The sequence below is a fragment of the Bradyrhizobium sp. HKCCYLS3013 genome, assembly GCF_051167615.1.
In the GTDB taxonomy this organism is placed as follows: Bacteria; Pseudomonadota; Alphaproteobacteria; order Rhizobiales; family Xanthobacteraceae; genus Bradyrhizobium.
In genome coordinates this window covers 1-23,323 of record NZ_JBNPTK010000033.1, presented here as the reverse complement: position 1 = coordinate 23,323, position 23,323 = coordinate 1, and the positions used below count along the sequence as shown (strand labels likewise).

19 protein-coding genes are annotated in these 23,323 nt (G+C 65.9%); 14 read left to right on the top strand and 5 right to left on the bottom strand.

Annotation, left to right across the window (positions count from 1 at the left end):
* Window positions 1-299 precede the first annotated feature (299 nt).
* The gene (locus ACQR1F_RS31840; protein WP_011926088.1) at window positions 300-725 is read right to left on the bottom strand and encodes a GFA family protein; all 426 of its coding nucleotides are present in this window, start codon (window positions 723-725) and stop codon (window positions 300-302) included.
* 264 nt (window positions 726-989) lie between these two features.
* On the opposite strand from ACQR1F_RS31840, the gene ACQR1F_RS31835 reads away from it, so the two are divergent.
* From ACQR1F_RS31835 to ACQR1F_RS31820, 4 genes are all read left to right on the top strand, one after another.
* A complete protein-coding gene (locus ACQR1F_RS31835; RefSeq protein WP_434914531.1) occupies window positions 990-2,195 on the top strand; it encodes a CaiB/BaiF CoA transferase family protein in 1,206 nt (401 codons plus the stop codon).
* A 4-nt stretch (window positions 2,196-2,199) separates the two neighbouring features.
* Window positions 2,200-3,366 (top strand): acyl-CoA dehydrogenase family protein, encoded by a 1,167-nt coding sequence (locus ACQR1F_RS31830; RefSeq protein WP_434914530.1) that lies wholly within the window; start codon window positions 2,200-2,202, stop codon window positions 3,364-3,366.
* A gap of 346 nt (window positions 3,367-3,712) precedes the next feature.
* Entirely contained in the window at window positions 3,713-4,849 is a 1,137-nt protein-coding gene (locus ACQR1F_RS31825) for a thiolase family protein (RefSeq protein WP_434914529.1), read from the top strand.
* On the top strand, window positions 4,846-5,202 hold the full coding sequence (locus tag ACQR1F_RS31820) for a Zn-ribbon domain-containing OB-fold protein (protein ID WP_315803145.1): 357 nt from the start codon (window positions 4,846-4,848) through the stop codon (window positions 5,200-5,202). The genes ACQR1F_RS31825 and ACQR1F_RS31820 overlap by 4 nt, the downstream gene beginning before the upstream one ends.
* A gap of 677 nt (window positions 5,203-5,879) precedes the next feature.
* Here ACQR1F_RS31820 and glsA read toward each other — a convergent pair.
* Complete coding sequence (gene glsA / locus ACQR1F_RS31815; RefSeq protein WP_434881202.1) at window positions 5,880-7,739, bottom strand: glutaminase A; 1,860 nt, start codon at window positions 7,737-7,739, stop codon at window positions 5,880-5,882.
* A gap of 384 nt (window positions 7,740-8,123) precedes the next feature.
* Here glsA and ACQR1F_RS31810 point away from each other — a divergent pair, with 384 nt between their 5' ends.
* Window positions 8,124-9,110 (top strand): IclR family transcriptional regulator, encoded by a 987-nt coding sequence (locus ACQR1F_RS31810; RefSeq protein ID WP_315803147.1) that lies wholly within the window; start codon window positions 8,124-8,126, stop codon window positions 9,108-9,110.
* Window positions 9,040-10,599, top strand: a complete 1,560-nt coding sequence (locus ACQR1F_RS31805) for an acyl-CoA carboxylase subunit beta (RefSeq protein WP_315803148.1) — start codon at window positions 9,040-9,042, stop codon at window positions 10,597-10,599. The genes ACQR1F_RS31810 and ACQR1F_RS31805 overlap by 71 nt, the downstream gene beginning before the upstream one ends.
* Window positions 10,600-10,601: 2 nt before the next feature.
* Here the strand turns inward: ACQR1F_RS31805 and ACQR1F_RS31800 are convergent, their stop codons facing one another.
* The 3 genes from ACQR1F_RS31800 to ACQR1F_RS31790 form a co-directional block, all read right to left on the bottom strand.
* On the bottom strand, window positions 10,602-11,885 hold the full coding sequence (locus ACQR1F_RS31800) for an MFS transporter (RefSeq protein ID WP_434907857.1): 1,284 nt from the start codon (window positions 11,883-11,885) through the stop codon (window positions 10,602-10,604).
* Between the two features lie 85 nt (window positions 11,886-11,970).
* The gene (locus tag ACQR1F_RS31795; RefSeq protein ID WP_434914528.1) at window positions 11,971-13,158 is read right to left on the bottom strand and encodes a thiolase family protein; all 1,188 of its coding nucleotides are present in this window, start codon (window positions 13,156-13,158) and stop codon (window positions 11,971-11,973) included.
* Between the two features lie 137 nt (window positions 13,159-13,295).
* The gene (locus tag ACQR1F_RS31790; RefSeq protein WP_316216311.1) at window positions 13,296-14,066 is read right to left on the bottom strand and encodes an enoyl-CoA hydratase; all 771 of its coding nucleotides are present in this window, start codon (window positions 14,064-14,066) and stop codon (window positions 13,296-13,298) included.
* Between the two features lie 154 nt (window positions 14,067-14,220).
* Between ACQR1F_RS31790 and ACQR1F_RS31785 the strand changes: the two genes are divergently transcribed.
* The 8 genes from ACQR1F_RS31785 to ACQR1F_RS31750 all read left to right on the top strand — a co-directional run bounded on the left by ACQR1F_RS31785 (window position 14,221) and on the right by ACQR1F_RS31750 (window position 23,203).
* Window positions 14,221-14,877, top strand: a complete 657-nt coding sequence (locus ACQR1F_RS31785) for a TetR/AcrR family transcriptional regulator (protein WP_315803152.1) — start codon at window positions 14,221-14,223, stop codon at window positions 14,875-14,877.
* Between the two features lie 186 nt (window positions 14,878-15,063).
* Entirely contained in the window at window positions 15,064-16,560 is a 1,497-nt protein-coding gene (locus tag ACQR1F_RS31780; protein ID WP_434893943.1) for a CoA-acylating methylmalonate-semialdehyde dehydrogenase, read from the top strand.
* A 202-nt stretch (window positions 16,561-16,762) separates the two neighbouring features.
* Complete coding sequence (locus ACQR1F_RS31775; protein ID WP_434892520.1) at window positions 16,763-17,908, top strand: isobutyryl-CoA dehydrogenase; 1,146 nt, start codon at window positions 16,763-16,765, stop codon at window positions 17,906-17,908.
* Window positions 17,905-18,981 carry an enoyl-CoA hydratase/isomerase family protein gene (locus tag ACQR1F_RS31770; protein ID WP_315803155.1) on the top strand — a complete coding sequence of 359 codons (1,077 nt, stop codon included), beginning with the start codon at window positions 17,905-17,907 and terminating at the stop codon, window positions 18,979-18,981. The genes ACQR1F_RS31775 and ACQR1F_RS31770 overlap by 4 nt, the downstream gene beginning before the upstream one ends.
* A 28-nt stretch (window positions 18,982-19,009) precedes the next feature.
* The gene (mmsB, locus tag ACQR1F_RS31765) at window positions 19,010-19,900 is read left to right on the top strand and encodes a 3-hydroxyisobutyrate dehydrogenase (RefSeq protein WP_434907859.1); all 891 of its coding nucleotides are present in this window, start codon (window positions 19,010-19,012) and stop codon (window positions 19,898-19,900) included.
* The gene (locus tag ACQR1F_RS31760; RefSeq protein ID WP_434907860.1) at window positions 19,900-21,630 is read left to right on the top strand and encodes an AMP-binding protein; all 1,731 of its coding nucleotides are present in this window, start codon (window positions 19,900-19,902) and stop codon (window positions 21,628-21,630) included. Before mmsB ends, ACQR1F_RS31760 begins: the two co-directional genes overlap by 1 nt.
* A 7-nt stretch (window positions 21,631-21,637) precedes the next feature.
* Window positions 21,638-22,114 carry a MaoC family dehydratase gene (locus ACQR1F_RS31755; protein WP_434899120.1) on the top strand — a complete coding sequence of 159 codons (477 nt, stop codon included), beginning with the start codon at window positions 21,638-21,640 and terminating at the stop codon, window positions 22,112-22,114.
* 171 nt (window positions 22,115-22,285) lie between these two features.
* A complete protein-coding gene (locus tag ACQR1F_RS31750) occupies window positions 22,286-23,203 on the top strand; it encodes an SDR family NAD(P)-dependent oxidoreductase (RefSeq protein WP_315803159.1) in 918 nt (305 codons plus the stop codon).
* The last annotated feature ends 120 nt before the right edge of the window (window positions 23,204-23,323 follow it).

Below are 23,323 nucleotides of genomic sequence, written 5' to 3'. Positions count from 1 at the left end.
CAGATCCAGCGACGGGCGGTTGGTCAGAACCGCCCGTTCGCACATTCTGGCAGGTTTCGAACACACAAGAGCGCGAAATAAGCGTGAAGACCATCGCGCAGGGAGGGCCGGGTTGATCCGGCTGAACCTGTGGTTCTCTCCCCGTGCTTTCTTTCGCACGGGGGCCACGGGTGCCAGTCGGCACCCGGCCTTCCCTGCGCCCTCTTTTTCAAGAGAGGGCCACATCGATCAGCAGAGCTCGGACAGATCCTGTCGCGAGGCCGGTGATGCTTGCCCGCCTGTTGAAAGCGAACCTTGGCTCACTCCGGCATCATCTCGCCGGAGCCGCCGAACTCGGCCGGAAAATCCTTCAGCTTCGGCAGGCCGTCCTTGATGGGCAGCACGCTCTCCGCGTAGTTCACGTGGACGCCGGGCGTGAACTTCAAGGTCGGAATGGTCGCGGCATAGACGTCGATCATGCCGAGCGGCGGATGGTCGGTCATCAGATGACCGCCGCACTTGGTGCAGTACTTGCGGTGGCTCATGTCGGTCTTGTGATAGGTGCCGATCGCCTCCGCGCCCTTGGTGACGCGCACGTTCGAAGGCTTCCACAAGGTGAAGGCGTTGACGGGGCCGGCCGACCAGGAGCGGCAGGACGAGCAGTGGCAATAACCCATCGCCTCCGGCTCGCCATCGGCCTCGAGCTCGACCGTGCCGCAGAAGCATTTGCCCTGATACAGCGTCATGACAGCGTTCTCCCTCAATCGTCTTTTTGGATGTTGGACTGCCATGCTGACACAGCTGCCCGGCGAAAGGGAATCGCAGAATGCAGGTGTTGGCACGGAACATCTGGTGCGATGCAACGGCGGGCGTCCGGCAGTGATCCGCGCGGCGGAATGTTGCGACGGCGCAATCCCACGCATGGCCCCATACGCGCGCGCCCGCTTGCCCCGGAACCGGGTGTGCCGTTAGCTCTGTCCATAACGACGAACGAGGGAGCTGACGCCGCGATGGGACCGCTTGCCGGCATCAAGGTCATCGACATGACCACCGTGCTGATGGGGCCGTATGCCGCCCAGACGCTCGGCGACTACGGCGCCGACGTGATCAAGGTGGAATCACCCGACGGCGACGTCACCCGCAAGATCGGCCCCTGGCGTCATCCCGGCATGGGGCCGGTGACCCTCAACACCAACCGCGGCAAGCGCGTGATCTGCCTCGACCTGAAGAAGCCGGCGGGACGGGAAGCCGTGCTGCGGATGGTCAAGGATGCCGACGTCCTGCTCTACAACATCCGTCCGCAGGCGATGGCACGGCTGAACCTCGGCTACGAGGTGGTCGCCGCGCTGAATCCACGGCTGGTCTATGCCGGCGTGTTCGGCTTCGGCCAGAACGGACCTTATGCGGCCAAGCCGGCCTATGACGACCTGATCCAGGGCGGGGCGGCGCTGTCGCACCTGATGGCCGTCGCCGGCGACGGCACGCCGCGCTATGTGCCGAATGCCCTGGTCGACCGCATCGTCGGCCTGACGGCGGTCGGCGCCATCTGCGCCAGCCTGGTGCATCGCGACCGCACCGGCCGCGGCCAGCGCCTGGACGTGCCGATGTTCGAGACCATGTCGGCCTTCATCATGGGCGATCACATGGGCGGTCTCACCTATGAGCCGCCGCTGGACCGCGGCGGCTACGCCCGGCATCTGTCGCAGGACCGCCGGCCCTACAAGACCGCTGACGGCCATATCTGCGTCATCGTCTACAACGACAAGCAATGGGACGCGTTCTTCGAAGCATCCGGCCGCACCGACCTGCGCGCCGATGACCGCTTCAACAGCTTTGCCCGTCGCGCCGCCAACATCGACATCGTCTATGCCGAGCTCGCGCGCATCTTCCAGACGCGCACCACGGCGGAGTGGACGGCGCTGCTGGACAAGGCGGACATTCCGGTGATGCCGATGCACGATCTCGAAAGCCTGCTGAACGATCCGCACCTCGTGGCGACCGATTTCTTTCCCGTGGTCGAACATCCGACCGAAGGCCCGATCCGCAGCACCCGCGTTTCCGCGACCTGGTCCGAGACCAAGGCCGAGCCGCAGCGTCTGGCGGCGCGGCCGAACGAGCATGGCGCGCAGATCCTGCACGAGCTTGGTTTCTCGGACGAGGAGATCGCCGCGATGATCCGCGACGGCGTGACCACGCCGGCGCCTGCCAGGGAGTGAGACGATGGATTTCGCGCTCTCCGCCAACCAGGAATCGATCCGTGATGCGGTGGCCAAAATCTGCGCGCGCTTCGACGACGCCTACTGGCTGAAGAAGGACAAGGAGGGCGGTTTTCCCGCCGACTTCCACAAGGCCTTGGCGGACGCCGGCTGGCTCGGCATCTGCATTCCCGAGGAGTATGGGGGCTCCGGTCTCGGCATCCTCGATGCCGCGATCATGATGCGGACCATCGCGGAATCGGGCGCCGGCATGTCCGGTGCCTCGGCGATCCACATGAATGTGTTCGGGCTCAATCCGGTCGTCGTGTTCGGCACCAAAGAGCAGTGCGCGCGGATGCTGCCGCGCATCGTCGATGGCAGCGAGAAGGCGTGCTTCGCCGTGACCGAGCCGAACACCGGCCTCAACACCACCCAGCTCAAGACGCGCGCCGTGCGCACGGGCGACCGTTACGTCGTCAACGGCCAGAAGGTGTGGATCTCGACCGCGCAGGTCGCCGAGAAGATCCTGCTGCTGGCACGCACCACGCCTCTGGAGGAGGTGAAGCGCCCGACCCACGGGCTCAGCCTGTTCTACACCGATTTCGATCGCAGCCGGATCAAGGTGCACGAGATCGAGAAGATGGGCCGCAAGCCGGTCGACTCCAATGAGCTGTTCTTCGAGGATTTTGAAATTCCAGTCGAGGATAGGCTGGGCGAGGAGGGCCGGGGCTTCGACTACATCCTGCACGGCATGAACCCGGAGCGAATCCTGATCGCGGCCGAAGCCGTCGGCCTCGGCCAGCTCGCGCTGTCGCGCGCGTCAGCCTATGCGCGGACGCGCAACGTGTTCAACCGCCCGATCGGCCAGAACCAGGGCATCCAGCATCCCCTGGCCAAGAACTGGATGGAGCTGGAGGCGGCCTGGCTGATGGTGCTGCAGGCCGGCTGGCAATATGACCAGGGCATGGCGTGCGGGCCAGCGGCGAACGCCGCCAAATATCTCGCTGCAGAGGCCGGCTTCCACGCCTGCGAGCAGGCGGTGATGACTCACGGCGGCTTCGGCTACGCGCGCGAGTACCACGTCGAACGTTACCTGCGCGAATCCCTGATCCCCCGCATTGCCCCAATCAGCCCGCAACTGATCCTGAGCTTCATCGCCGAAAAGGTCCTCGGCCTGCCGAAATCGTATTGAGGATGAATTGCACTGAGATGGCGAACGCAGGCGTGATGGACGCACAATGCCAGCATTCCCTCCCCCCTTGTGGGGGAGGGGCAGGGAGGGGGGTACCCCACAAAGACTCGTTGTGTGGCTACCCCCACCCCCAACCCCTCCCCGCAAGGGGGAGGGGAGCGCAGTTGTCCTCGGAGCATCGTCCTCGATCAAAAATAGACTCTGTACGTCAGACCTCGTCATTCCGGGGCGCGACGAAGTCGCGAACCCGGAATCTCGAGCTTGTCGTGCACGATCGTCTCTCATTTCGAGATTCCGGGTTCATCGCTGCGCGATGCCCCGGAATGACGGGGGAGCGAGTGGCACGATGACCTACATCACCGGCACCGGCCTCACCTCGTTCGGCCGTCACGACGGCCGCTCCTCGCTCGACCTGATGAGCCTGGCCGCGCAGCTTGCGCTCGACGATGCCGGGCTGACACGGCGTGACATCGACGGCATCCTGTGCGGCTATTCCACGGTGTCGCCGCACATCATGCTTGCCACCGTGTTCGCCGAGCATTTCGGCATCACGCCCTCCTATGCCCACGCCGTGCAGGTCGGCGGCGCCACCGGCCTCGCGATGGTGATGCTGGCGCATCATCTGGTCGAAGCCGGCGTCGTCAGACACATGCTCGTCGTCGCCGGCGAGAACCGCCTGACCGGGCAGAGCCGCGACGCCTCGATCCAGGCGCTGGCGCAAGTCGGCCATCCCGACTATGAGTTGCCGCTCGGGCCGACGATCCCTGCCTATTACGGCCTCGTCGCCTCGCGCTACATGCACGAATACGGCGTCACCGAACAGGATCTCGCGGAGTTCGCCGTCCTGATGCGGACGCACGCGCTGGATCATCCCGGTGCGCAATTTCACGAGTCCATCACGGTGGCCGACGTCATGGCATCGAAGCCGGTCGCGCGGCCGCTGAAGCTGCTCGACTGTTGTCCGGTCTCCGACGGCGGCGCCGCCATCATCATCAGCCGCGAGCCGACCGGAGCGACGGCGGTGCGCGTGCGCGGCTGCGCCCAGGCGCACACGCATCAGCACGTCACGGCGGCCCCGGCCCTGAGCGCGCTCGGCGCCGAGATTGCGATCGCGAAGGCGAAGGCAGCAGCGGGTGTGGACATCCAGGACGTCGACTACGCCGCCGTCTATGACAGTTTCACCATCACGCTCTGCATGCTGCTCGAGGATCTTGGCCTCGCCGGCCGCGGCGAGGCGGCGGCGCGGGTCAGGGCCGGTCATTTCCGCCGCGACGGCGCCGTGCCGCTCAACACTCATGGCGGCCTCTTGAGCTACGGCCATTGCGGCGTCGGCGGCGCCATGGCGCATCTGAGCGAAGCGCATCTGCAGATGACGGGGCGCGCCGGACCTCGCCAGGTACGCGAAGCAGAGCTGGCGCTGCTGCACGGCGATGGCGGCGTGCTGTCGTCGCATGTCAGCATGTTCTGGGAGCGTGTGCGATGAGCGAATCGGCGGACTGGACCAGGGGTGTTGCAGCGATTCGCTTTCAGCGCTGCGCGTGCTGCGCCCACCTGCAGTATTTCCGCCGCGACTTCTGCGCGGCCTGCGGCTCGCTTGCGCTGACCGACCACGCGGCGACGGGTGAAGGCACCATCTATGCGGCATCACTCGTGTGCCGCGCGGCGACGCCGGAGACGCGCGCGCACGTGCCCTACAACATCGTGCTGGTGGATATGCGCGAGGGCTTTCGCATCATGGCCCATGGCGACCACGAACTTGCGATCGGTGATCCCGTCACGGCCCGCTTCGTCACCTTCGCAGGCGGCATCGTGCCTTACTTCGGGAAAGCCAAATGATGATGGAAAACAGGGCGACGTCGGGGGAGAGGCCGACCGCGGGCGGCCGAGGCGGGACGATACGCATCACAAATTCGTCCCGACCCGGATCGCCGCGCGATTGACGCAATACTGTTACGCTACGCTCACTAACTCAAACGCAACTCAACTCGGTCGTTCGCGTGAGCAATCAAGCTCACAACCCTACCTACGGGCGATGAAGAAACTGCGACGCAGAACCTCCAGACAGCCCTTCATCGCCCGTAGAACAGGACGCTGGCGATGACGATCATGGACGTCACCGCCAGCATATGCGCGAGTGCCTCCGACGTTGCCCTCTTAGTGGCTTCCTTCATGCCGTTTCCTCCCTGGACACTGGACACGACTCTCCGTGGCGCAAATACACACGCTACGTCGGCTGGAATTTTACTCGGAACACCCCACTTCGATGTCCGCTTTGCGAGTCCCCACTCGGCGTTCATCGACGGTTCAGAACATCGTCGGGTAATGCGGCGCGAATTGGGCTCGCTTATGGTTGTCCTGCGACCGAGTCCCGGTAACGTTTGGGCGAGCCCGTACAAATACGAGTGATGAAAGATGTCGACCGGAAGCTACTAACTGCTGTGAATTACAACCTTGAGTATTTGTTCGCTTCGGCCGCGTGCGACACGTCGATGACGAAGGCCGATGCAGCGAAATCAGTCTGCCGCGAGCAGGTTGAGCCGCGCATTGGCGATTGTCAGACGCTCGGCCAGCAGTTGCGCGAGATTGCGCATGATGCGCTCGCCGGCTTTTGGATGTCGCACGCGGAAACGTTCGAAATCCACCAGCGAGATCTCGAAGGCGGTGGCGGAGAAATCAGCGACGACGTCGGCGGAGCGCACGGGCTCAAGCAACGCCATCTCGCCGAAGCATTGCCCTGCCGTCAGCGTCGCCAACCGGATGCCGTCGGGCAGGGTGACGTGGACGACGCCGGAGCGCAGGAAGAACAGCGAGGCCGCCGCATCGCCGGCCGCCAGGATGCGTTCGCCCTGCTGATAGTGCCGGATGGTTGCCAGCGCCGCGAGCTCGTGGCGCTCGTCTTCGGTGATCCCCGCAAGCAGCGGCTGCTCGGCGAGCTCGGTGGTTTCGAGGAAGTCGATCGCCCCGCCATAGCGATAGACGATCTGGTCCTCGGCCCATTCGATCGCGGTGTCGAGCAGGTAGAAGTCGCGCACGTTCTTGATGTCGCCGGTGCGGGCCGCGATCTCCTGCCATTCCGGCGAGCTGCGGCGGATGCCCGACAGCACGACGGTGACGTGAAAGTCGGCCAGCTCGTGAAACAGCTCGGAGAGCAGGCGCAGGCCGGCTTGCGTCATCGCGGTGACGCGATGGAGGTCGACGATGACGAATTGCGGCCGCGTGCCCGCCGCAAGCTGGCGCGAGACGTAGTCGACGTTGGAGAGGGACAGCGTGCCGACCAGCTCAAGCACGCGCACCGCGTCGGGATGTGCGGCGAGGATGGTGCGCTCCTGGGCGCGGCGGCTGCGCCGCGACGGGCTGGCGCCGATGTCGTAGTCGGCGATGATCGTGGTGCGCGCATCGTCGGAGCGGTTGAGCATGTGCAGGCCGTAATGCGCCGACAGCGCCTCGCAGACCTTGATGCCGCGCACGCTGTTGCCGTGGCCGTCGAGCCGCGGCGAATAGCTGCCGAGGCCGAGCCGCGCCGGCAGGCTTGCCAGGATGCCGCCGCCGACGCCGCTCTTGGCGGGAATGCCGACGCGGTAGATCCACTCGCCGGCGAAGTCATACATGCCCGAGGAGGTCATTACCGACAGCGTGCGCGACACCGCATAGGGCGTCACCACCTGCTCGCCGGTGACCGGATTGACGCCGCGATTGGCGAGCGTCGCCGCCATGATCGCGCAGTCGCGCGCGGTGACGAGCACGGCGCATTGTCGGAAGTAGACCGCGAGCACCTCGTCGACAGGCTCCCTGATGACCTCCGACGTCCGCAGCAGATAGGCGATCGCGCGGTTGCGATCGCCGGTGGCGGCTTCCGATGCGAACACCGCGTCGTCGACATCGAGCTCGCGGCCTGCGAAGCGGCCGAGCGCGTCGCGGATGGTATCGAAGGCGTCGTCGTGCCGTGCCTTGCGGATCAGGCCGCTGCAGGCGATCGCGCCGGCATTGACCATCGGATTGAACGGATGGTTCTGCGCATTGAGCCGGATCGAATTGAAGGGATCGCCCGACGGCTCGACCCCGATCACGCGCTCGACCTCGTCGGAGCCGAGCGTATCGAGCGCGAGCGCAAACACGAACGGCTTCGACATCGACTGGATCGTGAACGGCACACGGCTGTCGCCGACCTCGTAGATGTGGCCGTCGAGCGTGGCGAGGCTGATGCCGAAATGCGACGGGTCGGCCTTGCCGAGCTCGGGGATGTAGTTCGCGACGGCGCCGTCATGATCGGGCCAGAAGTCGGCATGGCATGCGGACAGGAAGCGCTGCAGCGGCGGCATAGCGGCCGTCGCCCAATGCTGAGGATTTCTGATCGGCGTCGGGTGGGTGGTCATCGGAAGCTCGGCGGGAACAAGGTCTCGCGCCGGTTATGTCGCAGCCGCGAGGGCGCAGCCAGCCCACACTTGTCGCAAGGCTGGTCAAATGTTGCCGCTGCCCACCGTTTGAGCGGGCTCGCGGGCGTGATGACCGCCCGGTGTTGCCATGCGCAGGAGGGGATGCCGATCGAAAGCCAGCGCTCCGGTACCGCCATTTGGAACCGGCGATGATCGTTACTCCCGCATCCCGCTGCCGATTGTGCGAGGGCGTCGAGTCTTGTGCCAACACGCTGAAGAACGGTGGCTTTTAGAGACGGTCTACTGTTGTGACGGCAAAATGGCTGGGCTAGCTTGTTCGATAAGCGGAATATCATTCCGCATGACGGAATTGGTGGGAAACGGATGGGACGACGGTCTGAGCGATTGAGCAGGGGCAGCATGCTGCCCGGAGATCTCGCCGGCGAGGGCGAGGTCATTCAGGTGGTGTCGCGGGCGTTCGACGTGCTTCGCTGTTTCGAAGGGCACGAGGCGCGGCTCGGCAACCTCGAAATCTCCAACCGCTGCGGTCTGCCGCGGTCGACGGTGTCGCGGCTCACGCACACGCTGACCCGCATGGGCCAGCTGGTCTACCTGCCGCGCGATCAGAAATACCGCATCGGCCCGAGCGCGGTGGCGATGAGCACGTCGATGACCCGCGGCTTGCAGTTGCGCAATCTGATCCGGCAGCGGCTGCAGGACGTCGCCGAGCAGTTGCCCGGAACGGTCGGCTTCGTGATTCCCGACCGCTTCCACCTCGTCTATCTCGAGTTCGGCCGCGCCGCCAACGCGCTCGGCCTGCATGAGACCACCGGCAGCCGCATCTCGATGGCCTCGACCGCGGCCGGGCATGCCTATGTCGCCGCGCTCGAGCCGGAGGTCGGCGACGCCTTGCTGGCCGAGATGGAGCGCGAGATGCCGGACGCGGCCAAGCTGCTGCGGCCACGCCTCGAGCACAACAGGCAGTTTCTCAAGGAGCACGGCTACGTCGTGGCCTGCGGCCTGTGGAGTGCTCACATCAACGGCGTCGCGCTGCCGCTGTGGTCGCCGCAATACCAGACCTATGTCGTGCTCACGATCGGGCTGTTGTCGGCGATGTACGACGAGCAGCGGCTGCACGACGAGGTCGCCCAGCCGATGCGCGAGCTGGGCCGCAGCATCGCGGCGCTATTGCAGGGCGCCGAAGCCGACGTCTTCAACAACCGGATGGACAGAAAACCGCTCCAGGTGAACGCGAAGACCAACCATAAGAACAAGACCATCACCGGGGCAGGGGGAACGAATGAGTTGGCAGCCGGAGCTCGAGGAACTGGCCCGGCGCGAAGCCTTCGCGCGGGAGATGGGCGGGCCTGACAAGGTCAAGCGTCAGCACGACCAGGGCCGCCTCACCGTTCGCGAGCGCATCGACGGGGTCGTCGATCCCGGCAGCTTTCACGAGATCGGCGCGGTCGCCGGCCTCGGCGAGTATGACGAGCAGGGCGAGCTCAAGCACGTCACGCCTGCGAATTGCGTGTTCGGGCGCGCGCGCGTCGACGGCCGCACCGTGGTCGTGGTCGGTGACGATTTCACCGTGCGCGGCGGCTCGGCCGATGCGTCGATCGCCGCCAAGCCGCTGATGGCGGAGGAGATGGCGCACGACTTCCGTCTGCCGATCATCCGCATCATCGAAGGCTCCGGCGGCGGCGGCTCGGTCAAGACCATCGAGACCAAGGGCGCGGCGAACCTGCCTGGCGGCATCGGCGGCAATCGCTGGTACCGCTACACGACCGAGAACATGTCGCTGGTCCCGGTGGTCGCGCTCGGCCTCGGCTCGGTTGCCGGCCTGGGCGCAGCGCGACTCGCGGCGAGCCACTACTCCGTCATGACCAGGCAGTCGGCGATGTTCGTCGCCGGTCCGCCGGTGGTGAAGCGGCTGGGCCAGGACCTTGGCAAGATGGAGCTCGGCGGCGCCGACATCCAGACCAAGGCGGGCGGCGTCGACCACGCGGTCGACACCGAGGCGGAAGCGTTCGCCTGCGCGCGCCGCTTCCTGTCCTATTTGCCGTCGTCGGTCCATGAGCTGCCGCCGACCTTGCCCTGCACCGACGATCCGCAGCGCACGGACGATCAGTTGATCAGCGCCGTGCCGCGGGATCGCCGCCGCGTCTACAAGATGCGCCCGATCATCGAGTCCGTCGTCGACAACGGCTCGTTCTTCGAGGTGTCACAGAATTACGGCCGCCCGCTCATCGTCGGCCTCGCCCGGCTCGAAGGCCGTGCGGTGATGGTGCTGGCGAGCGATCCTTATCACTACGGCGGCTCATGGACCGCTGACGCCTGCCAGAAGGTGATCCGCTGGGTCGACTTCGCCGAGACCTTCCATCTGCCGATCGTCTACCTGATGGACTGCCCGGGCTTCATGGTCGGTTTGGAGGCGGAGAAGGCGGCGACCATCCGCCACGGCGTGCGCGCGATGGCCGCGGTCAACCAGTCGACGGTGCCGTGGTGCACGGTGATCGTGCGCAACAACTTCGGCGTCGCCGGCGTCGTGCATCAGCCGGCCGATCGCTTCTCGATCCGCTATGCCTGGCCGTCGGCCCATTGGGGCTCGCTGCCGCTCGAGGGTGGCATCGAGGCGGCCTATCGCGCCGAGATCGATGCCGCGCCTGATCCGAAGGCGAAGCTGAAGGAGATCGAGGAGCGGCTGACCAAGCTGCGCTCGCCGTTCCGCTCCGCCGAGAAGTTCTGGGTCGAGGAGATCATCGACCCCCGCAAGACGCGCGCGCTGCTGTGTGAGTTCGCGCGTCTCGCCGAGCCGCTGCGCACGCCGGGGCCGCCGACGGCGATGACGACGCGGCCGTGAGCTCACGCCGCGGCAGGCTTGGCCTGCCGCGCGATCGCGAGCGCGAGCAGGGCTGCGACGATGCAGAGCGCGCCGGCGGTGAAGAATGCCGGAAGATAGCTCTGCAACAGCGTGCGCGACAGGCCCGCGCCGAATGCGGCGGTGCCGGCGCCGAGCTGATGTCCGGCGAACACCCAGCCGAACACCAGGTTGGCCCGCTCGGGCCCAAACCGCTGCGCAGTCAGCCGCACCGTCGGCGGCACGGTGGCGATCCAGTCGAGGCCGTAGAACATCGCGAACAGCGACAGGCCATAGAACGAGAAGTCGGTGAACGGCAGGAACAGCAGCGAGAGGCCGCGCAGGCCATAGTACCAGAACAGCAGCCAGCGATTGTCGTACCGGTCCGACAGCCAGCCCGACACGATCGTGCCGACGAAGTCGAACATGCCCATCGCGGCAAGCAGACTGGCGGCCTGGACCTGCGGGATGCCGAAGTCGAGGCACATCGGGATCAGGTGCACCTGGACGAGGCCGTTGGTCGAGGCGCCGCAGATGAAGAAGGTCGCAAACAGCATCCAGAACACGGGCGCGCGCGCCGCGTCGCGGAGGGTGCCGAGCGCAGCCGTCAGGATCGGCGTCGTGACGAGCGCGGGCGTTGCGATCGGCTCGGTGCCCTTGTCGCCGTACGGGCGCAGGCCAAGGTCGCTCGGCCGGTCGCGCATCAAGAGCAGCACGGCGGTCGCGGACACGCCGAGCGCGATGCAGACGAGCGCAAGCGCGACGCGCCAGCCGAGCCGCTCGGTGAGGCTGGCGAGCAGCGGCAGGAACACCAGCTGTCCGGTGGCGACGCTGGCGGTGAGAACCCCGACCACGAGCCCACGACGCGCGACGAACCAGCGCGTGGCGATGGTCGCGCCCAGCACCAAGGCGGTCATGCCAGTGCCGATGCCGATCACGACGCCCCACAGCAGCACGAGGTGCCAGACCTGGCTCATCGCCAACGACGAAAGCAGCGCAGTGACCACGATCAGTTGGGCCAGCAACGTGATGTTGCGCAGGCCATAGCGGTTGAGCAAGGCGGCGGCGAACGGGGCCATCAGCCCGAACAGCACGAAGCGGATGGAGAGTGCCGAGGAGATCTCGGCGGTGCTCCAGCCGAACTCCTGCTGAAGGGGCACGATGAACACGCCCGGCGCCCCCACCGTGCCGGCCGACACCAGGGCCGTAAAGAATGTTACGGCCACCATGACCCAGCCATAGTGGATGTTGCGCCGTGCGAGTGCTGCCGCGAGCCGGTTCGAGATCATGTGCTTCTCAGTCCGATGAGGATTGCGCCCATTTTGCCAGGACGCGTCGACGACATAAATGGCTAAGTTCCCTCGATTCAGGACATCACGGTCGCTCGAGCGCGATCGCCGTCGCCTCGCCGCCGCCGATGCATAGCGCGGCGACACCGCGCTTCAGTCCACGGGCCTGCATCGCATGCAGCAGCGTCACGATCAGCCGCGCGCCGGTGGCGCCGATCGGATGGCCCAGTGCGCAGGCGCCGCCGTTGACGTTCAGCCGGTCGCGCGCAATGCCGAGGTCGCGCTGCGCGGCCATGGCGACGACCGCAAACGCCTCGTTGATCTCGAACAGGTCGACATCCTCGACCTGCCAGCCGACCTTGTCGAGCAGCTTCCGGATCGCCGGGATCGGCGCCGTCGTGAACCATTGCGGCTCCTGGCTGTGCGTGGCGTGGCCCTTGATCTCCGCGAGGACAGGCAGCCCGTCGCGGTCGGCACGCGATCGCGTGGCGAGCACGAGTGCCGCAGCACCATCCGCATTCGCGGAGGACGCCGCGGGCGTAATCGTGCCATCCTTGCGGAACGCCGGCTTCAGTGCCGGGATCTTCGCCGGATCGACCTTCAGCGGATGCTCGTCATTGACGACCAGGCGGGGGCCGGATTTCTCGACGATCGTGATCGGGGCGATCTCGGCCTTGAATGCCCCGCCTTCGACCGCCTTGCGCGCACGCGTCAGCGTCTCGATGGCGTAGGCATCCTGGTCGGCGCGGGTGAACTGATAGGCCTCGGCCGTGGCCTCGCCGAAATCGCCCATCGAGCGTCCGGTCTCATAGGCGTCCTCCAGGCCATCCAGCATCATGTGATCGAGGATCCGGTCGTGGCCGGCACGATAGCCGCCGCGCGCCTTGGTCAGCAGATACGGCGCGTTGCTCATGCTCTCCATGCCGCCTGATACGACGATCTCGGCGGAGCGCGCCCGAATGATGTCGTGCGCCAACATCGTCGCCTTCATGCCGGAGCCGCAGACCTTGTTGATCGTGGTGGCGCCCGTGGCGTCCGGCAGGCCGGAACCGCGCGCGGCCTGCCGTGCCGGAGCCTGGCCCTGGCCGGCCGACAGTACGTTGCCCATGAACACCTCCTGGACCGCATCGGGCGAGACGGTGGCGCGTTCGAGCGCCGATCCGATCACGTGCGCGCCGAGCTTGTTCGCACTCAGCGGTGACAATTCGCCCATGAAACGGCCCAACGGAGTGCGGGCGGCGGACAGGATCACGACGGAATCGGATGAGGCCATGACAGGCTCCCTGATAAAGGATGATGGCCATCATATAATAGCGTCTCGCAAAAGGAAACCCCGGCGATCCCTGCTGAACCATCGTGAAGCTGGCGCAAGACTGCCGGGCTCCGAGAGCCGAGACTTGGAGGAAATTGCTATCGCTTGCGGTCGATGAAATGTTGCATCAGCCGTTTCGGCTCATCGGTCAGGAACGACCGTCCGAAGGCGCCGATCGATATCTCGACCGACTCCTTCAGCGGCAGCTCCTCCCATTGCCGCAACAGGGCCTTCTGAGTCCGCAGCGCTTCGGGGCCGCAGGCGAGCAGGGATGCCACGGCCTTCTCGACCGCGATGTCGAGTTCTCCCTCGGCGGCGACGGCATCGACGAGGCCCCAGGCGAGCGCGGTCGGCGCGTCGATCGTCTCGGCGGTCATCAGCAGCCAGCGCGTGCGGCCCCAGCCGATGAGACGTGGCAACAGCGCGGCATGAATGACCGACGGGATGCCGACACGCACCTCGGGCATGCCGAACTTGGCATCATGTCCCGCGACGCGGATATCGCAGGCTGCTGCGACCTCCAATCCGCCACCCAGGCACCACCCCGGCATCCGCGCAATCACGGGGACAGGAAAATGTCGCACCGCTTCGCAGAGACCGGCAAGTCGCGCGATGAACGTTTCCGCCGACGCCTGGTCGAGCGTCGCCATCTCCTTGATGTCGGCGCCGCCGATCATGCTCTTCCCGCTTTCGCCGGCCAAAACGAGAACGCGAATGCCGGCATCGGAGGCGAGCGATTGCAGGCCGGCTTCCACGTCGAGAATCGCCGCCGAACCGAGAATGTTGAGCGGGCCGGCATTGCAGATCGTCAGCCGGACCACGCCGCGGCCGTCACGACTCACGCCGCAGTGGGAATTGAGCATGTCCATCGTCGTCCTCGTCGGGTTCCTGGGCAACAGGGGTGTGTCGGGAATAAATCAGGCCAGCGAAGTTGATTTAGATCAACTCGAATTCATCAAATAGCTGCAGCGAGCAGGACGCAGAGCTGTTATAGTATGACCGCAGACATTCAATGGGACGGCAATGCGCTACTCTCCGGAACACAAGGCGGAAACCCACGCGCGGATCGTGCGCAAGGCATCGGTGCGGCTGCGCGAGCGCGGCGCTCACGGCGTCGGGGTTGCCGACCTGATGAAGGAGGCCGGACTGACTCACGGCGGCTTCTACGCGCATTTCGATTCGCGCGAGGCGCTGGTGGTGGAGGCGTTCGGTTATGCGATCGACCGTTCGATGGAGCATTGGCGCAAGCTGCTGGACCAGTTGCCGCCGCAGAAGCGGCTTGCGGCGATCGTCGATGGCTATCTGTCCGCGGGGCATCGTGACGATGTCGGTCACGGCTGCGCGGTTCCTGCGCTCGGGGCGGAAATCGCCCGTGAGAGCGCCAAGACCCGCAAGGCTTTTGCCGCGAAGCTGGAAGAGCTGATCGACCTGTTCGCCGAGTACATCGTCGACGTTCCGGCCAGGACGGCGCGAAAGCGCGCTTCGGCGATGCTTGCGACGCTGACGGGGACGCTCGTGATGGCGCGACTGACCGGCAGCGGCGAATTGTCCGACGATATTCTGAGCTCCGGGCGCGAGGTGGCGCTGGCCGTCGCCAGTGGCGGCGGACCGGCGGGGAAATCCCCCGCGCGAACGCCCGCGAACAGGCCTGCGAAGAAGACGGCCGCCGCAAAGCGCTGATCCCTCGTGTGGGGTCGGATGCTGGACGCGGCACGCTGCACGTCGCGGGGTCTGCCGTGATCGTGCCGACCGAGCGAAGGGGCTGCATTTTCGCAGCGCCGATCAGCGCCTAGACCCTTCCCAAACGCCGCAAAGACTGCAAGATGCCGGCCAAATCGGCACTGCTTACCCTGCGGAGGATACCCCATGCGTTCGATCGGTCATTTCATTGGCGGCAAAGAGGTCAAGGGCACGTCCGGACGGACGGCCGATGTCTTCGAGCCCATGACCGGCGATGTTCAGGCCAAGGTCGCGCTGGCCTCGCGCGCCGAGCTCCGGGCCGCGGTCGAGAACGCCAAGGCTGCGCAGCCGGCCTGGGCCGCCACCAATCCGCAGCGCCGCGCGCGCGTGATGATGAAGTTTCTGGAACTCGCCCAGCGCGATTATGACCAGCTCGCCGAGTTGCTCGCGCGTGAGCACGGCAAGACCGTCCCCGATGCCAAGGGCGACATCCAGCGCGGGCTCGAGGTCGTCGAGTTCGCATGCGGCATTCCGCACCTGATGAAGGGCGAATATACCGAAGGCGCGGGCCCGGGAATCGACATTTATTCGATGCGCCAGCCGCTCGGTGTCGTTGCCGGCATCACGCCGTTCAATTTCCCGGCGATGATTCCGATGTGGAAGTTCGCCCCTGCCATCGCCTGCGGCAATGCCTTCATCCTGAAGCCCTCGGAGCGCGATCCGGGCGTGCCGATGAAGCTCGCCGAGCTGATGATCGAGGCCGGTCTGCCGCCGGGCATCCTCAACGTCATCAACGGCGACAAGGAGGCGGTCGACGCCATCCTCGAGGATCCGGACATCATGGCGATCGGCTTCGTCGGCTCGTCGCCGATCGCGCAGTACATCTATGAGCGCGCCGCCGCCCACGGCAAGCGCTGCCAGTGCTTCGGCGGCGCCAAGAATCACGCCATCATCATGCCCGACGCCGATCTCGACCAGGCCGTCGACGCGCTGATCGGAGCCGGCTACGGCTCGGCCGGCGAGCGCTGCATGGCGGTGTCGGTCGCGGTGCCCGTCGGCAAGACCACGGCGGACCGGCTGATGGATAAGCTGATCCCGCGCGTCGAAAGCCTCAAGATCGGCACATCCGTCGATCCGTCGGCCGATTTCGGCCCGCTGGTGACCCGCGAGGCGGTCGAGCGCGTCAAGAACTATGTCGAGATCGGCGTCAAGGAGGGCGCGACGCTCGCCGTCGACGGTCGCGGCTTCAAGATGCAGGGCTACGAGAACGGCTTCTACATGGGCGGCTGCCTGTTCGACAACGTCACCAAGGACATGCGGATCTACAAGGAAGAGATCTTCGGACCCGTGCTGTCGGTCGTGCGCGCCAAGGACTATGCCGAGGCGCTGGCGCTGCCGTCCGAGCATGATTACGGCAACGGCGTTGCGATCTTCACCCGGGACGGCGACGCGGCCCGCGACTTCGCGGCCAAGGTCAATGTCGGCATGGTCGGCATCAATGTGCCGATCCCGGTGCCGATCGCCTATTACACCTTCGGCGGCTGGAAGAAGTCCGGCTTCGGCGATCTCAACCAGCATGGCCCGGATTCGATCCGCTTCTACACCAAGACCAAGACGGTGACCTCGCGCTGGCCGTCCGGCGTCAAGGAAGGCGCGGAGTTCTCGATCCCGCTGATGAAGTGAGTTGAGGGTCCTTGATGGACTCTCGCCGTCGTCATTGCGAGGAGCGAAGCGACGAAGCAATCCAGACTGCCTCCGCGGGAAGATTCTGGATTGCTTCCGTCTCCGCCCAGAGGCTTCGGCGGACAAGTCGCTACGCTCGCAATGACGGAGTTCGGAGCAGCGCCAAAGCCAAACAACAAATCTAAGGAAACGCGGAGAACGAATGCAGTTCGCTCTCAATGAGGATCAGATCGCGGTGCGCGACATGGCGCGCGCCTTCGCCGCGGAGAAGATCGCCCCGCATGCGCTGCGCTGGGACGAGGAGAAGCATTTTCCGGTGGACGTGATGCGCGAGGCCGCAAGCCTTGGCATGGGCGGCATCTACATTCGCGACGATGTCGGCGGCTCCGGCCTGACCCGGCTCGACGCGGCGCTGATCTTCGAGGCGCTGGCGACCGGCTGCCCCACGGTCTCGGCCTTCATCTCGATCCACAACATGGCCTCGTGGATGATCGACACCTTCGGCACCGAGGCGCAGCGCCAGGCTTACCTGCCGAAGCTCTGCGCCATGGACCTGATCGCGAGCTATTGTCTGACCGAGCCGGGCGCTGGCTCCGATGCGGCGGCGCTACGCACGCGCGCGGTGCGGGACGGTGACGACTATGTGCTCAATGGGCAGAAGCAGTTCATCTCCGGCGCGGGCGCGACCGACATCCTGGTCGCAATGGTGCGCACGGGAGCAGACGGTCCCGGCGGCATCTCGACGCTGGTGATCGACGCCAATACCCCCGGCGTGTCGTTCGGTGCCAATGAACGCAAGATGGGCTGGAATGCGCAGCCGACCCGCGCCGTGATCTTCGAGAATGCGCGCGTGCCGGTCGCCAACCGGCTGGGCGAGGAGGGCATCGGCTTCAAGATCGCGATGGCCGGGCTCGACGGCGGCCGCCTCAACATTGCCGCGTGCTCGCTCGGTGGTGCGCAGGCGGCGCTCGACAAGACGTTGGCCTATACGAAAGAGCGCAAGGCGTTCGGCAAGCGGCTCGACGAATTCCAGGCGCTGCAGTTTCGCATCGCCGACATGGCGATCGAGCTGGAGGCGGCGCGCACCTTCGTCTGGCGTGCGGCGGCCGCGCTCGACCGCAAGGATGCTGACGCGACCATGCTGTGCGCAATGGCCAAGCGCTTCGGCACCGATGTCGGCTTCGAGGTCGCCAACCAGGCGCTGCAGCTGCATGGCGGCTACGGCTATTTGAGCGAATACGGCATCGAGAAGATCGTGCGTGACCTGCGCGTACACCAGATCCTCGAAGGCACCAATGAGATCATGCGGCTGATCGTGTCGCGCAAGCTGATCGAGGCCGCGCGATGAGCGAGGTCCTCGAAGGCGACCTGATCGTCCGCCGCGAGGGCTCGGCCGGCATCATCCGGCTGAACCGGCCGAAGGCGATCAATGCGATGACGCTGGAGATGTCGATGGGCATCGACGCCGCGCTGGATCAGTTCGAGGTCGATCCGGCCGTCGCGGTTGTCGTGCTGGAAGGCGCGGGCGAGCGGGGACTTTGCGCGGGCGGCGACATTCGCGGGCTCTATGAAAGCTCGAAGGTGAATGGCGACCTTGGCAAGGTGTTCTGGCGTCAGGAATACATCATGAACGCGCGCATCGCGGCGTTCCCAAAACCCTATGTCGCCTACATGGATGGGCTCGTGATGGGTGGTGGCGTCGGCCTGTCGGCGCATGGCCGCCACCGCATCGTGACCGAGAAAACGAAGCTTGCGATGCCCGAGGTCGGCCTCGGCTTCTTTCCCGACGTCGGCGGCACCTGGCTGTTATCGCGCGCGCCGGGCGAACTCGGCGCCTATTTCGGCCTGACCGGGCAGACCATGAACGGGCCCGATGCGATCCATGCGCGCTTTGCCGATGCCGTCGTGCCGACTTCGAGCTGGCCGGCGCTGCGCGAGGTTCTGACCAAGGTCCGGCCGGGCACGCTGTCGATCGAGATCGATCGGCTGATCGCGGGCTTCGCAACGGACGAGACGGCCGGGCCGGTGGCTGCGCAGCAGGCCAAGATCGACGCCTGGTTTGCCCAGGACAGCATGCACGACATCTTCGCGGCGCTGGACGCGGATGGATCGGAGCTGGCGCTGGCGACGCAGAAGACGCTCAAGGAGAAGTCGCCGCGCGGCATGGTCGTGACGCTCAAGCTGCTGCGGCTGGCGCGCGGAGCGGCGTCGCTGGAGGAATGCCTGGTGCGCGAGTATCGTGCGGCACTCGAAGTGTTCCGCAGCGACGACTTTCGCGAAGGCGTCCGCGCCGCGATCATCGACAAGGACCGCAATCCCAAATGGTCGCCGCCGGATGTCGATCAGGTGACGCCGGAGATGCTGGCGCGCTATCTCGCTGAGATCGGCGCCGACGAGCTGGCATTTCCGCAAACGAGATAACAATCAGGTCGAGGGGAGAGAACGAACCATGGCAACGATCGCATTCATTGGCCTCGGCAACATGGGCGGCCCGATGGCCGCCAACCTGGTCAAGGCCGGCCACAAGGTGGTGGCATTCGATCTGGTCGAAGCCTCGCGTGCGCAGGCCAAGGCCGATGGCGCCGAGATCGCCCACAGCGCCGTCGCGGCGGCCAAAGGCGCCGACGCCGTCGTCACCATGCTACCGGCCGGCAAGCATGTGCTGGCGGTCTGGAACGAGGTCGTGCCGGCGATGTCCAAGGGCGCTGTCATCATCGACTCCTCGACCATCGACGTCGAGAGCGCGCGCGCCGCGCATGCGCTGGCCGCCAAGCACGGCATCGCCGCCGTCGATGCACCGGTGTCGGGCGGTACCGGCGGCGCCAAGGCCGCGACGCTCACCTTCATGTGCGGCGGCGAGGAGGGCGCGTTCGCCGCAGCCCAGCCGATCCTGGAGAAGATGGGCAAGAAGATCGTCCATTGCGGCGGCGCCGGCGCCGGTCAGGCGGCCAAGATCTGCAACAACATGATCCTGGGCATTTCGATGATCGCGGTCAGCGAGGCTTTTGCGCTAGGCGAAAAGCTCGGCCTGTCGCATCAAGCGCTGTTCGACGTCGCCTCGACCTCGTCGGGCCAGTGCTGGTCGCTGACGTCCTATTGCCCGGTGCCGGGCCCGGTGCCGGCCTCGCCCGCCAACAACGACTACAAGCCCGGCTTCGCGACCGCGCTGATGCTGAAGGATCTCACGCTGTCGCAGGACGCCGCCAAGGCCGCCGGCGCGGCGACGCCGCTCGGGCAGCGCGCGCAGGAGATCTACAAGGCGTTCGAGGCCGCCGGCCATGGTGGCGTCGATTTCTCCGGGATCATTCAGCACGTCCGCAAGCTCGCCGGGACCACCTGATGACGACATTCAAGGACGCACGCGCGTTTCTGCTGGCGCATCGCACCGACTACGATGCCGCGGTGAAGGGTTTTCGCTGGCCCGATCCGGTGCCCTTCAACTGGGCGCTCGACTGGTTCGATACCGAGCTTGCATCCGATCCGGAGAGCCGCGACCGCACGGCGTTATGGATCTTCGATGCCGCGCAGGACCGCCAGACCAAGCTGTCCTTTGCCGCGCTGTCGCGCCGCTCCAACCAGGTTGCGAATTTCCTGCGCGCGCAGGGGCTGAAACGCGGCGACCATCTGCTGCTGCTGCTCGGCAACGTCGTGCCGCTGTGGGAGACCATGCTGGCGGCGATGAAGCTCGGCGTCGTCGTGATCCCCGCGACCACACTGCTGACCACCGACGAGTTGCGTGATCGCCTCGAGCGCGGCCGCGCGAAAGCCGTCGTCGCCGCGCAGGATCAGGTGGCGAAGTTCGCCGAACTCGGCGCCGATGATCTCGTCCGCATCGTCGTCGGCGCGCCGGCGGCACCTGCCGGCTGGCTGCCGTTCGAGCAGGCGGCTGATACGGCCGAGGCGTTCACTCCGGATGGGCCGACGCAGCCGGATGATCCGATGCTGCTCTATTTCACCTCGGGCACCACGGCCAAGCCGAAGCTGGTGCGGCACAGCCATCGCAGCTACCCGGTCGGCCATCTCTCCACGATGTACTGGCTCGGCCTGCAGCCGGGCGACGTGCATCTCAACATCTCCTCCCCGGGCTGGGCCAAGCATGCCTGGAGCTGCTTCTTCTCGCCGTGGAATGCCGGCGCGACAGTGTTCGTCGTCAACCAGCCGCGCTTCGACGCCAAGGGGCTGCTCGCGATCATCAAACGTTGCGGCGTCACCACGCTGTGCGCGCCGCCGACGGTGTGGCGGCTGTTCATCCAGGAGCATCTCGCCGACTTCAAGGTCAGCCTGCGCGAGGCCTGCGGCGCCGGCGAGCCGCTCAATCCGGAAGTCATCGATCAGGTGCGCGCCGCCTGGGGGCTGACGATCCGCGACGGCTATGGCCAGACCGAGACCGCCGCGATCGTCGGTAACTCGCCGGGCCAGAAATTGAAGATCGGCTCGATGGGCCGGCCGCTGCCGGGCTATCGCGTCGAGGTCGCCGACATCGACGGCAATCTGGCAAGCGAGGGCGAGATCACGCTGGCGCTGTCAGGCGAGCGCCCGGCCGGGCTGATGCAGGGCTATCAGGGCGACGACGGCAAGCTGTCCGGCGCCGACGGCACGCGCTATCGCACTGGCGACGTCGTGTTCCGGGACGATGAGGGCTACCTCACCTTCGTCGGCCGCTCCGACGACGTGTTCAAATCGTCCGACTACCGCATCTCGCCGTTCGAGTTGGAGAGCGTGTTGTTGGAGCACGAGGCGGTCGCCGAGGCCGCCGTGGTGCCAAGCCCTGATCCGATCAGGCTTGCGATCCCGAAAGCCTACGTGCTGTTGACCTCCGGCGCGGAGCGCTCGCGCGCGACGGCGCTGTCGATCTTCGCGCATCTGCAGGCGCGGCTCGCGCCGTTCAAGCGGATCCGCCGGCTCGAGCTGGTCAGCGAGCTGCCGAAGACGATCTCCGGAAAAATCCGCCGCGTGCAGTTGCGCCGGCTGGAGCACGAGAACAACCGCACGGATCATCTGCGCGGCACGGAGTTCAAGGAAGAGGATTTCCCGGAGCTGAAGACCAGGCCGTCCGGGCACGAGGTGTAGGAAACGCATGAACCAGATCTGGAAGAAGCCGCCGATTTCGCTTGAAGCCTACCAGGCCATGGTCGGCCGGGAGATCGGCGTGTCGTCATGGCACGTGCTCGATCAGAAGCGCATCGACACCTATGCCGATGTCATTGAGGATCATCAGTTCATCCACGTCGATCCGGAGAAGGCCAAGGGGACGCCGTTCGGCACGACCATCGCGCACGGCTTCCTCACCATGTCGCTGCTGTCGGTGATGTCCTACGAGGTCATGCCGGCGATCGAGGGCACGGCGATGGGCGTCAACTACGGCTTCGACAAGCTGCGCTTCATCTCGCCGGTGAAATCGGGAAAACGCGTGCGCGGCCGCTTCGTGCTGGCGGAAGCCACGCTGCGCAAGCCGAAGGAGTTGCAGTCGCGCACCCATGTCACGGTCGAGATCGAGGGCGAAGACAAGCCCGCGCTGGTCGCCGACTGGATCGGGCTGATCTATCTGAGCTAACAATCTTCGTCACAACCCACCCATCGTCATCGCCGGGCGTGACCCGGCGATCCATCAAGACTGAGAGTCTTTCGAAGTGGATGGATGCCCGGGCCTTCGCCGCGCCGAAGGGGCTTCGGCCCCGCAGGCGGGTCAGGCCCGGGCATGACGACCTCACTGAAGGAAAAGATCATGGCAATCAGATTTGACGGACGCGTCGCCATCGTTACCGGCGCAGGCAATGGTCTCGGACGCGCGCATGCGCTGGGACTGGCGAGCCGCGGCGCCAAGGTCGTGGTCAATGATTTCGGCGGCGCGCGCGATGGCACCGGCGGCTCGATGACCGCTGCCGAGACGGTGGTCGAGGAGATCCGCAAGGCCGGCGGCACCGCGATGGCCGACGGCGCCGACGTCTCGAATTTCGAGCAGGTCACGGCGATGGTCGAGCGCGCCACCAAGGAGTGGGGCAGCGTCGACATCATGTGCGCCAATGCCGGCATCCTCAGAGACAAGTCGTTCGCCAAGATGGAGGTGGCGGATTTCGCCAAGGTGCTGGACGTGCATCTGGTCGGCACCTTCTACTGCTGCAAGGCGGTGTGGAACGGCATGCGCGAGCGCAACTACGGCCGCATCGTCATGACGACCTCGTCCTCCGGCCTGTTCGGCAATTTCGGCCAGGCCAATTACGGCGCGGCGAAGACCGGCATGGTCGGCCTGATGAACGTGCTGGCGGAAGAGGGCCGCAAGACCAACATCCGCGTCAACATCATCTCGCCGACCGCGGCCACGCGCATGACCGAGGAGCTGCTGCCGCCGCAGGCGCTGGAGCTGATGAAGCCGGAATCGATCACGCCTGCGGTGGAGTATCTGCTCAGCGAGGACGCGCCCACGCGCACCATCATGGGTGCGGGTGCGGGCTCGTTCGCGGTGATCAGGATCCTGGAGAGCGAGGGCATCAATCTGCCGCCGGAGGAGTGGACGCCGGACGCGGTCGCCGCGCATTTCCAAGAGATCAGCGACATGTCGAAGGCGCGAGCGCTGCAGGGTGCGTTCGAGCAGACCCAGAAGTACGTGTCGCAGGCCGCGGCACGGCTGGGGATCAAGCTGTAGGGCACGAAGCCCGCTCCACACTCACCGTCATGGCCGGGCTTGACCCACGGCTGTCCGGTTGAGGTTTTAGCATATACTAAGGCTCAGCTGGCGGTCGTCTCGGGTGAGAGACTGTGGAGG

What these genes read in the sequence shown, in the direction of transcription:
- ACQR1F_RS31840 (WP_011926088.1), bottom strand. Translation starts at nt 725, where the DNA reads ATGACGCTGTATCAGGGCAAATGCTTCTGCGGCACGGTCGAGCTCGAG.
- ACQR1F_RS31835 (WP_434914531.1), top strand. Translation starts at nt 990, where the DNA reads ATGGGACCGCTTGCCGGCATCAAGGTCATCGACATGACCACCGTGCTG.
- ACQR1F_RS31830 (WP_434914530.1), top strand. Translation starts at nt 2,200, where the DNA reads ATGGATTTCGCGCTCTCCGCCAACCAGGAATCGATCCGTGATGCGGTG.
- ACQR1F_RS31825 (WP_434914529.1), top strand. Translation starts at nt 3,713, where the DNA reads ATGACCTACATCACCGGCACCGGCCTCACCTCGTTCGGCCGTCACGAC.
- ACQR1F_RS31820 (WP_315803145.1), top strand. Translation starts at nt 4,846, where the DNA reads ATGAGCGAATCGGCGGACTGGACCAGGGGTGTTGCAGCGATTCGCTTT.
- glsA (WP_434881202.1), bottom strand. Translation starts at nt 7,739, where the DNA reads ATGACCACCCACCCGACGCCGATCAGAAATCCTCAGCATTGGGCGACG.
- ACQR1F_RS31810 (WP_315803147.1), top strand. Translation starts at nt 8,124, where the DNA reads ATGGGACGACGGTCTGAGCGATTGAGCAGGGGCAGCATGCTGCCCGGA.
- ACQR1F_RS31805 (WP_315803148.1), top strand. Translation starts at nt 9,040, where the DNA reads ATGAGTTGGCAGCCGGAGCTCGAGGAACTGGCCCGGCGCGAAGCCTTC.
- ACQR1F_RS31800 (WP_434907857.1), bottom strand. Translation starts at nt 11,885, where the DNA reads ATGATCTCGAACCGGCTCGCGGCAGCACTCGCACGGCGCAACATCCAC.
- ACQR1F_RS31795 (WP_434914528.1), bottom strand. Translation starts at nt 13,158, where the DNA reads ATGGCCTCATCCGATTCCGTCGTGATCCTGTCCGCCGCCCGCACTCCG.
- ACQR1F_RS31790 (WP_316216311.1), bottom strand. Translation starts at nt 14,066, where the DNA reads ATGGACATGCTCAATTCCCACTGCGGCGTGAGTCGTGACGGCCGCGGC.
- ACQR1F_RS31785 (WP_315803152.1), top strand. Translation starts at nt 14,221, where the DNA reads ATGCGCTACTCTCCGGAACACAAGGCGGAAACCCACGCGCGGATCGTG.
- ACQR1F_RS31780 (WP_434893943.1), top strand. Translation starts at nt 15,064, where the DNA reads ATGCGTTCGATCGGTCATTTCATTGGCGGCAAAGAGGTCAAGGGCACG.
- ACQR1F_RS31775 (WP_434892520.1), top strand. Translation starts at nt 16,763, where the DNA reads ATGCAGTTCGCTCTCAATGAGGATCAGATCGCGGTGCGCGACATGGCG.
- ACQR1F_RS31770 (WP_315803155.1), top strand. Translation starts at nt 17,905, where the DNA reads ATGAGCGAGGTCCTCGAAGGCGACCTGATCGTCCGCCGCGAGGGCTCG.
- mmsB (WP_434907859.1), top strand. Translation starts at nt 19,010, where the DNA reads ATGGCAACGATCGCATTCATTGGCCTCGGCAACATGGGCGGCCCGATG.
- ACQR1F_RS31760 (WP_434907860.1), top strand. Translation starts at nt 19,900, where the DNA reads ATGACGACATTCAAGGACGCACGCGCGTTTCTGCTGGCGCATCGCACC.
- ACQR1F_RS31755 (WP_434899120.1), top strand. Translation starts at nt 21,638, where the DNA reads ATGAACCAGATCTGGAAGAAGCCGCCGATTTCGCTTGAAGCCTACCAG.
- ACQR1F_RS31750 (WP_315803159.1), top strand. Translation starts at nt 22,286, where the DNA reads ATGGCAATCAGATTTGACGGACGCGTCGCCATCGTTACCGGCGCAGGC.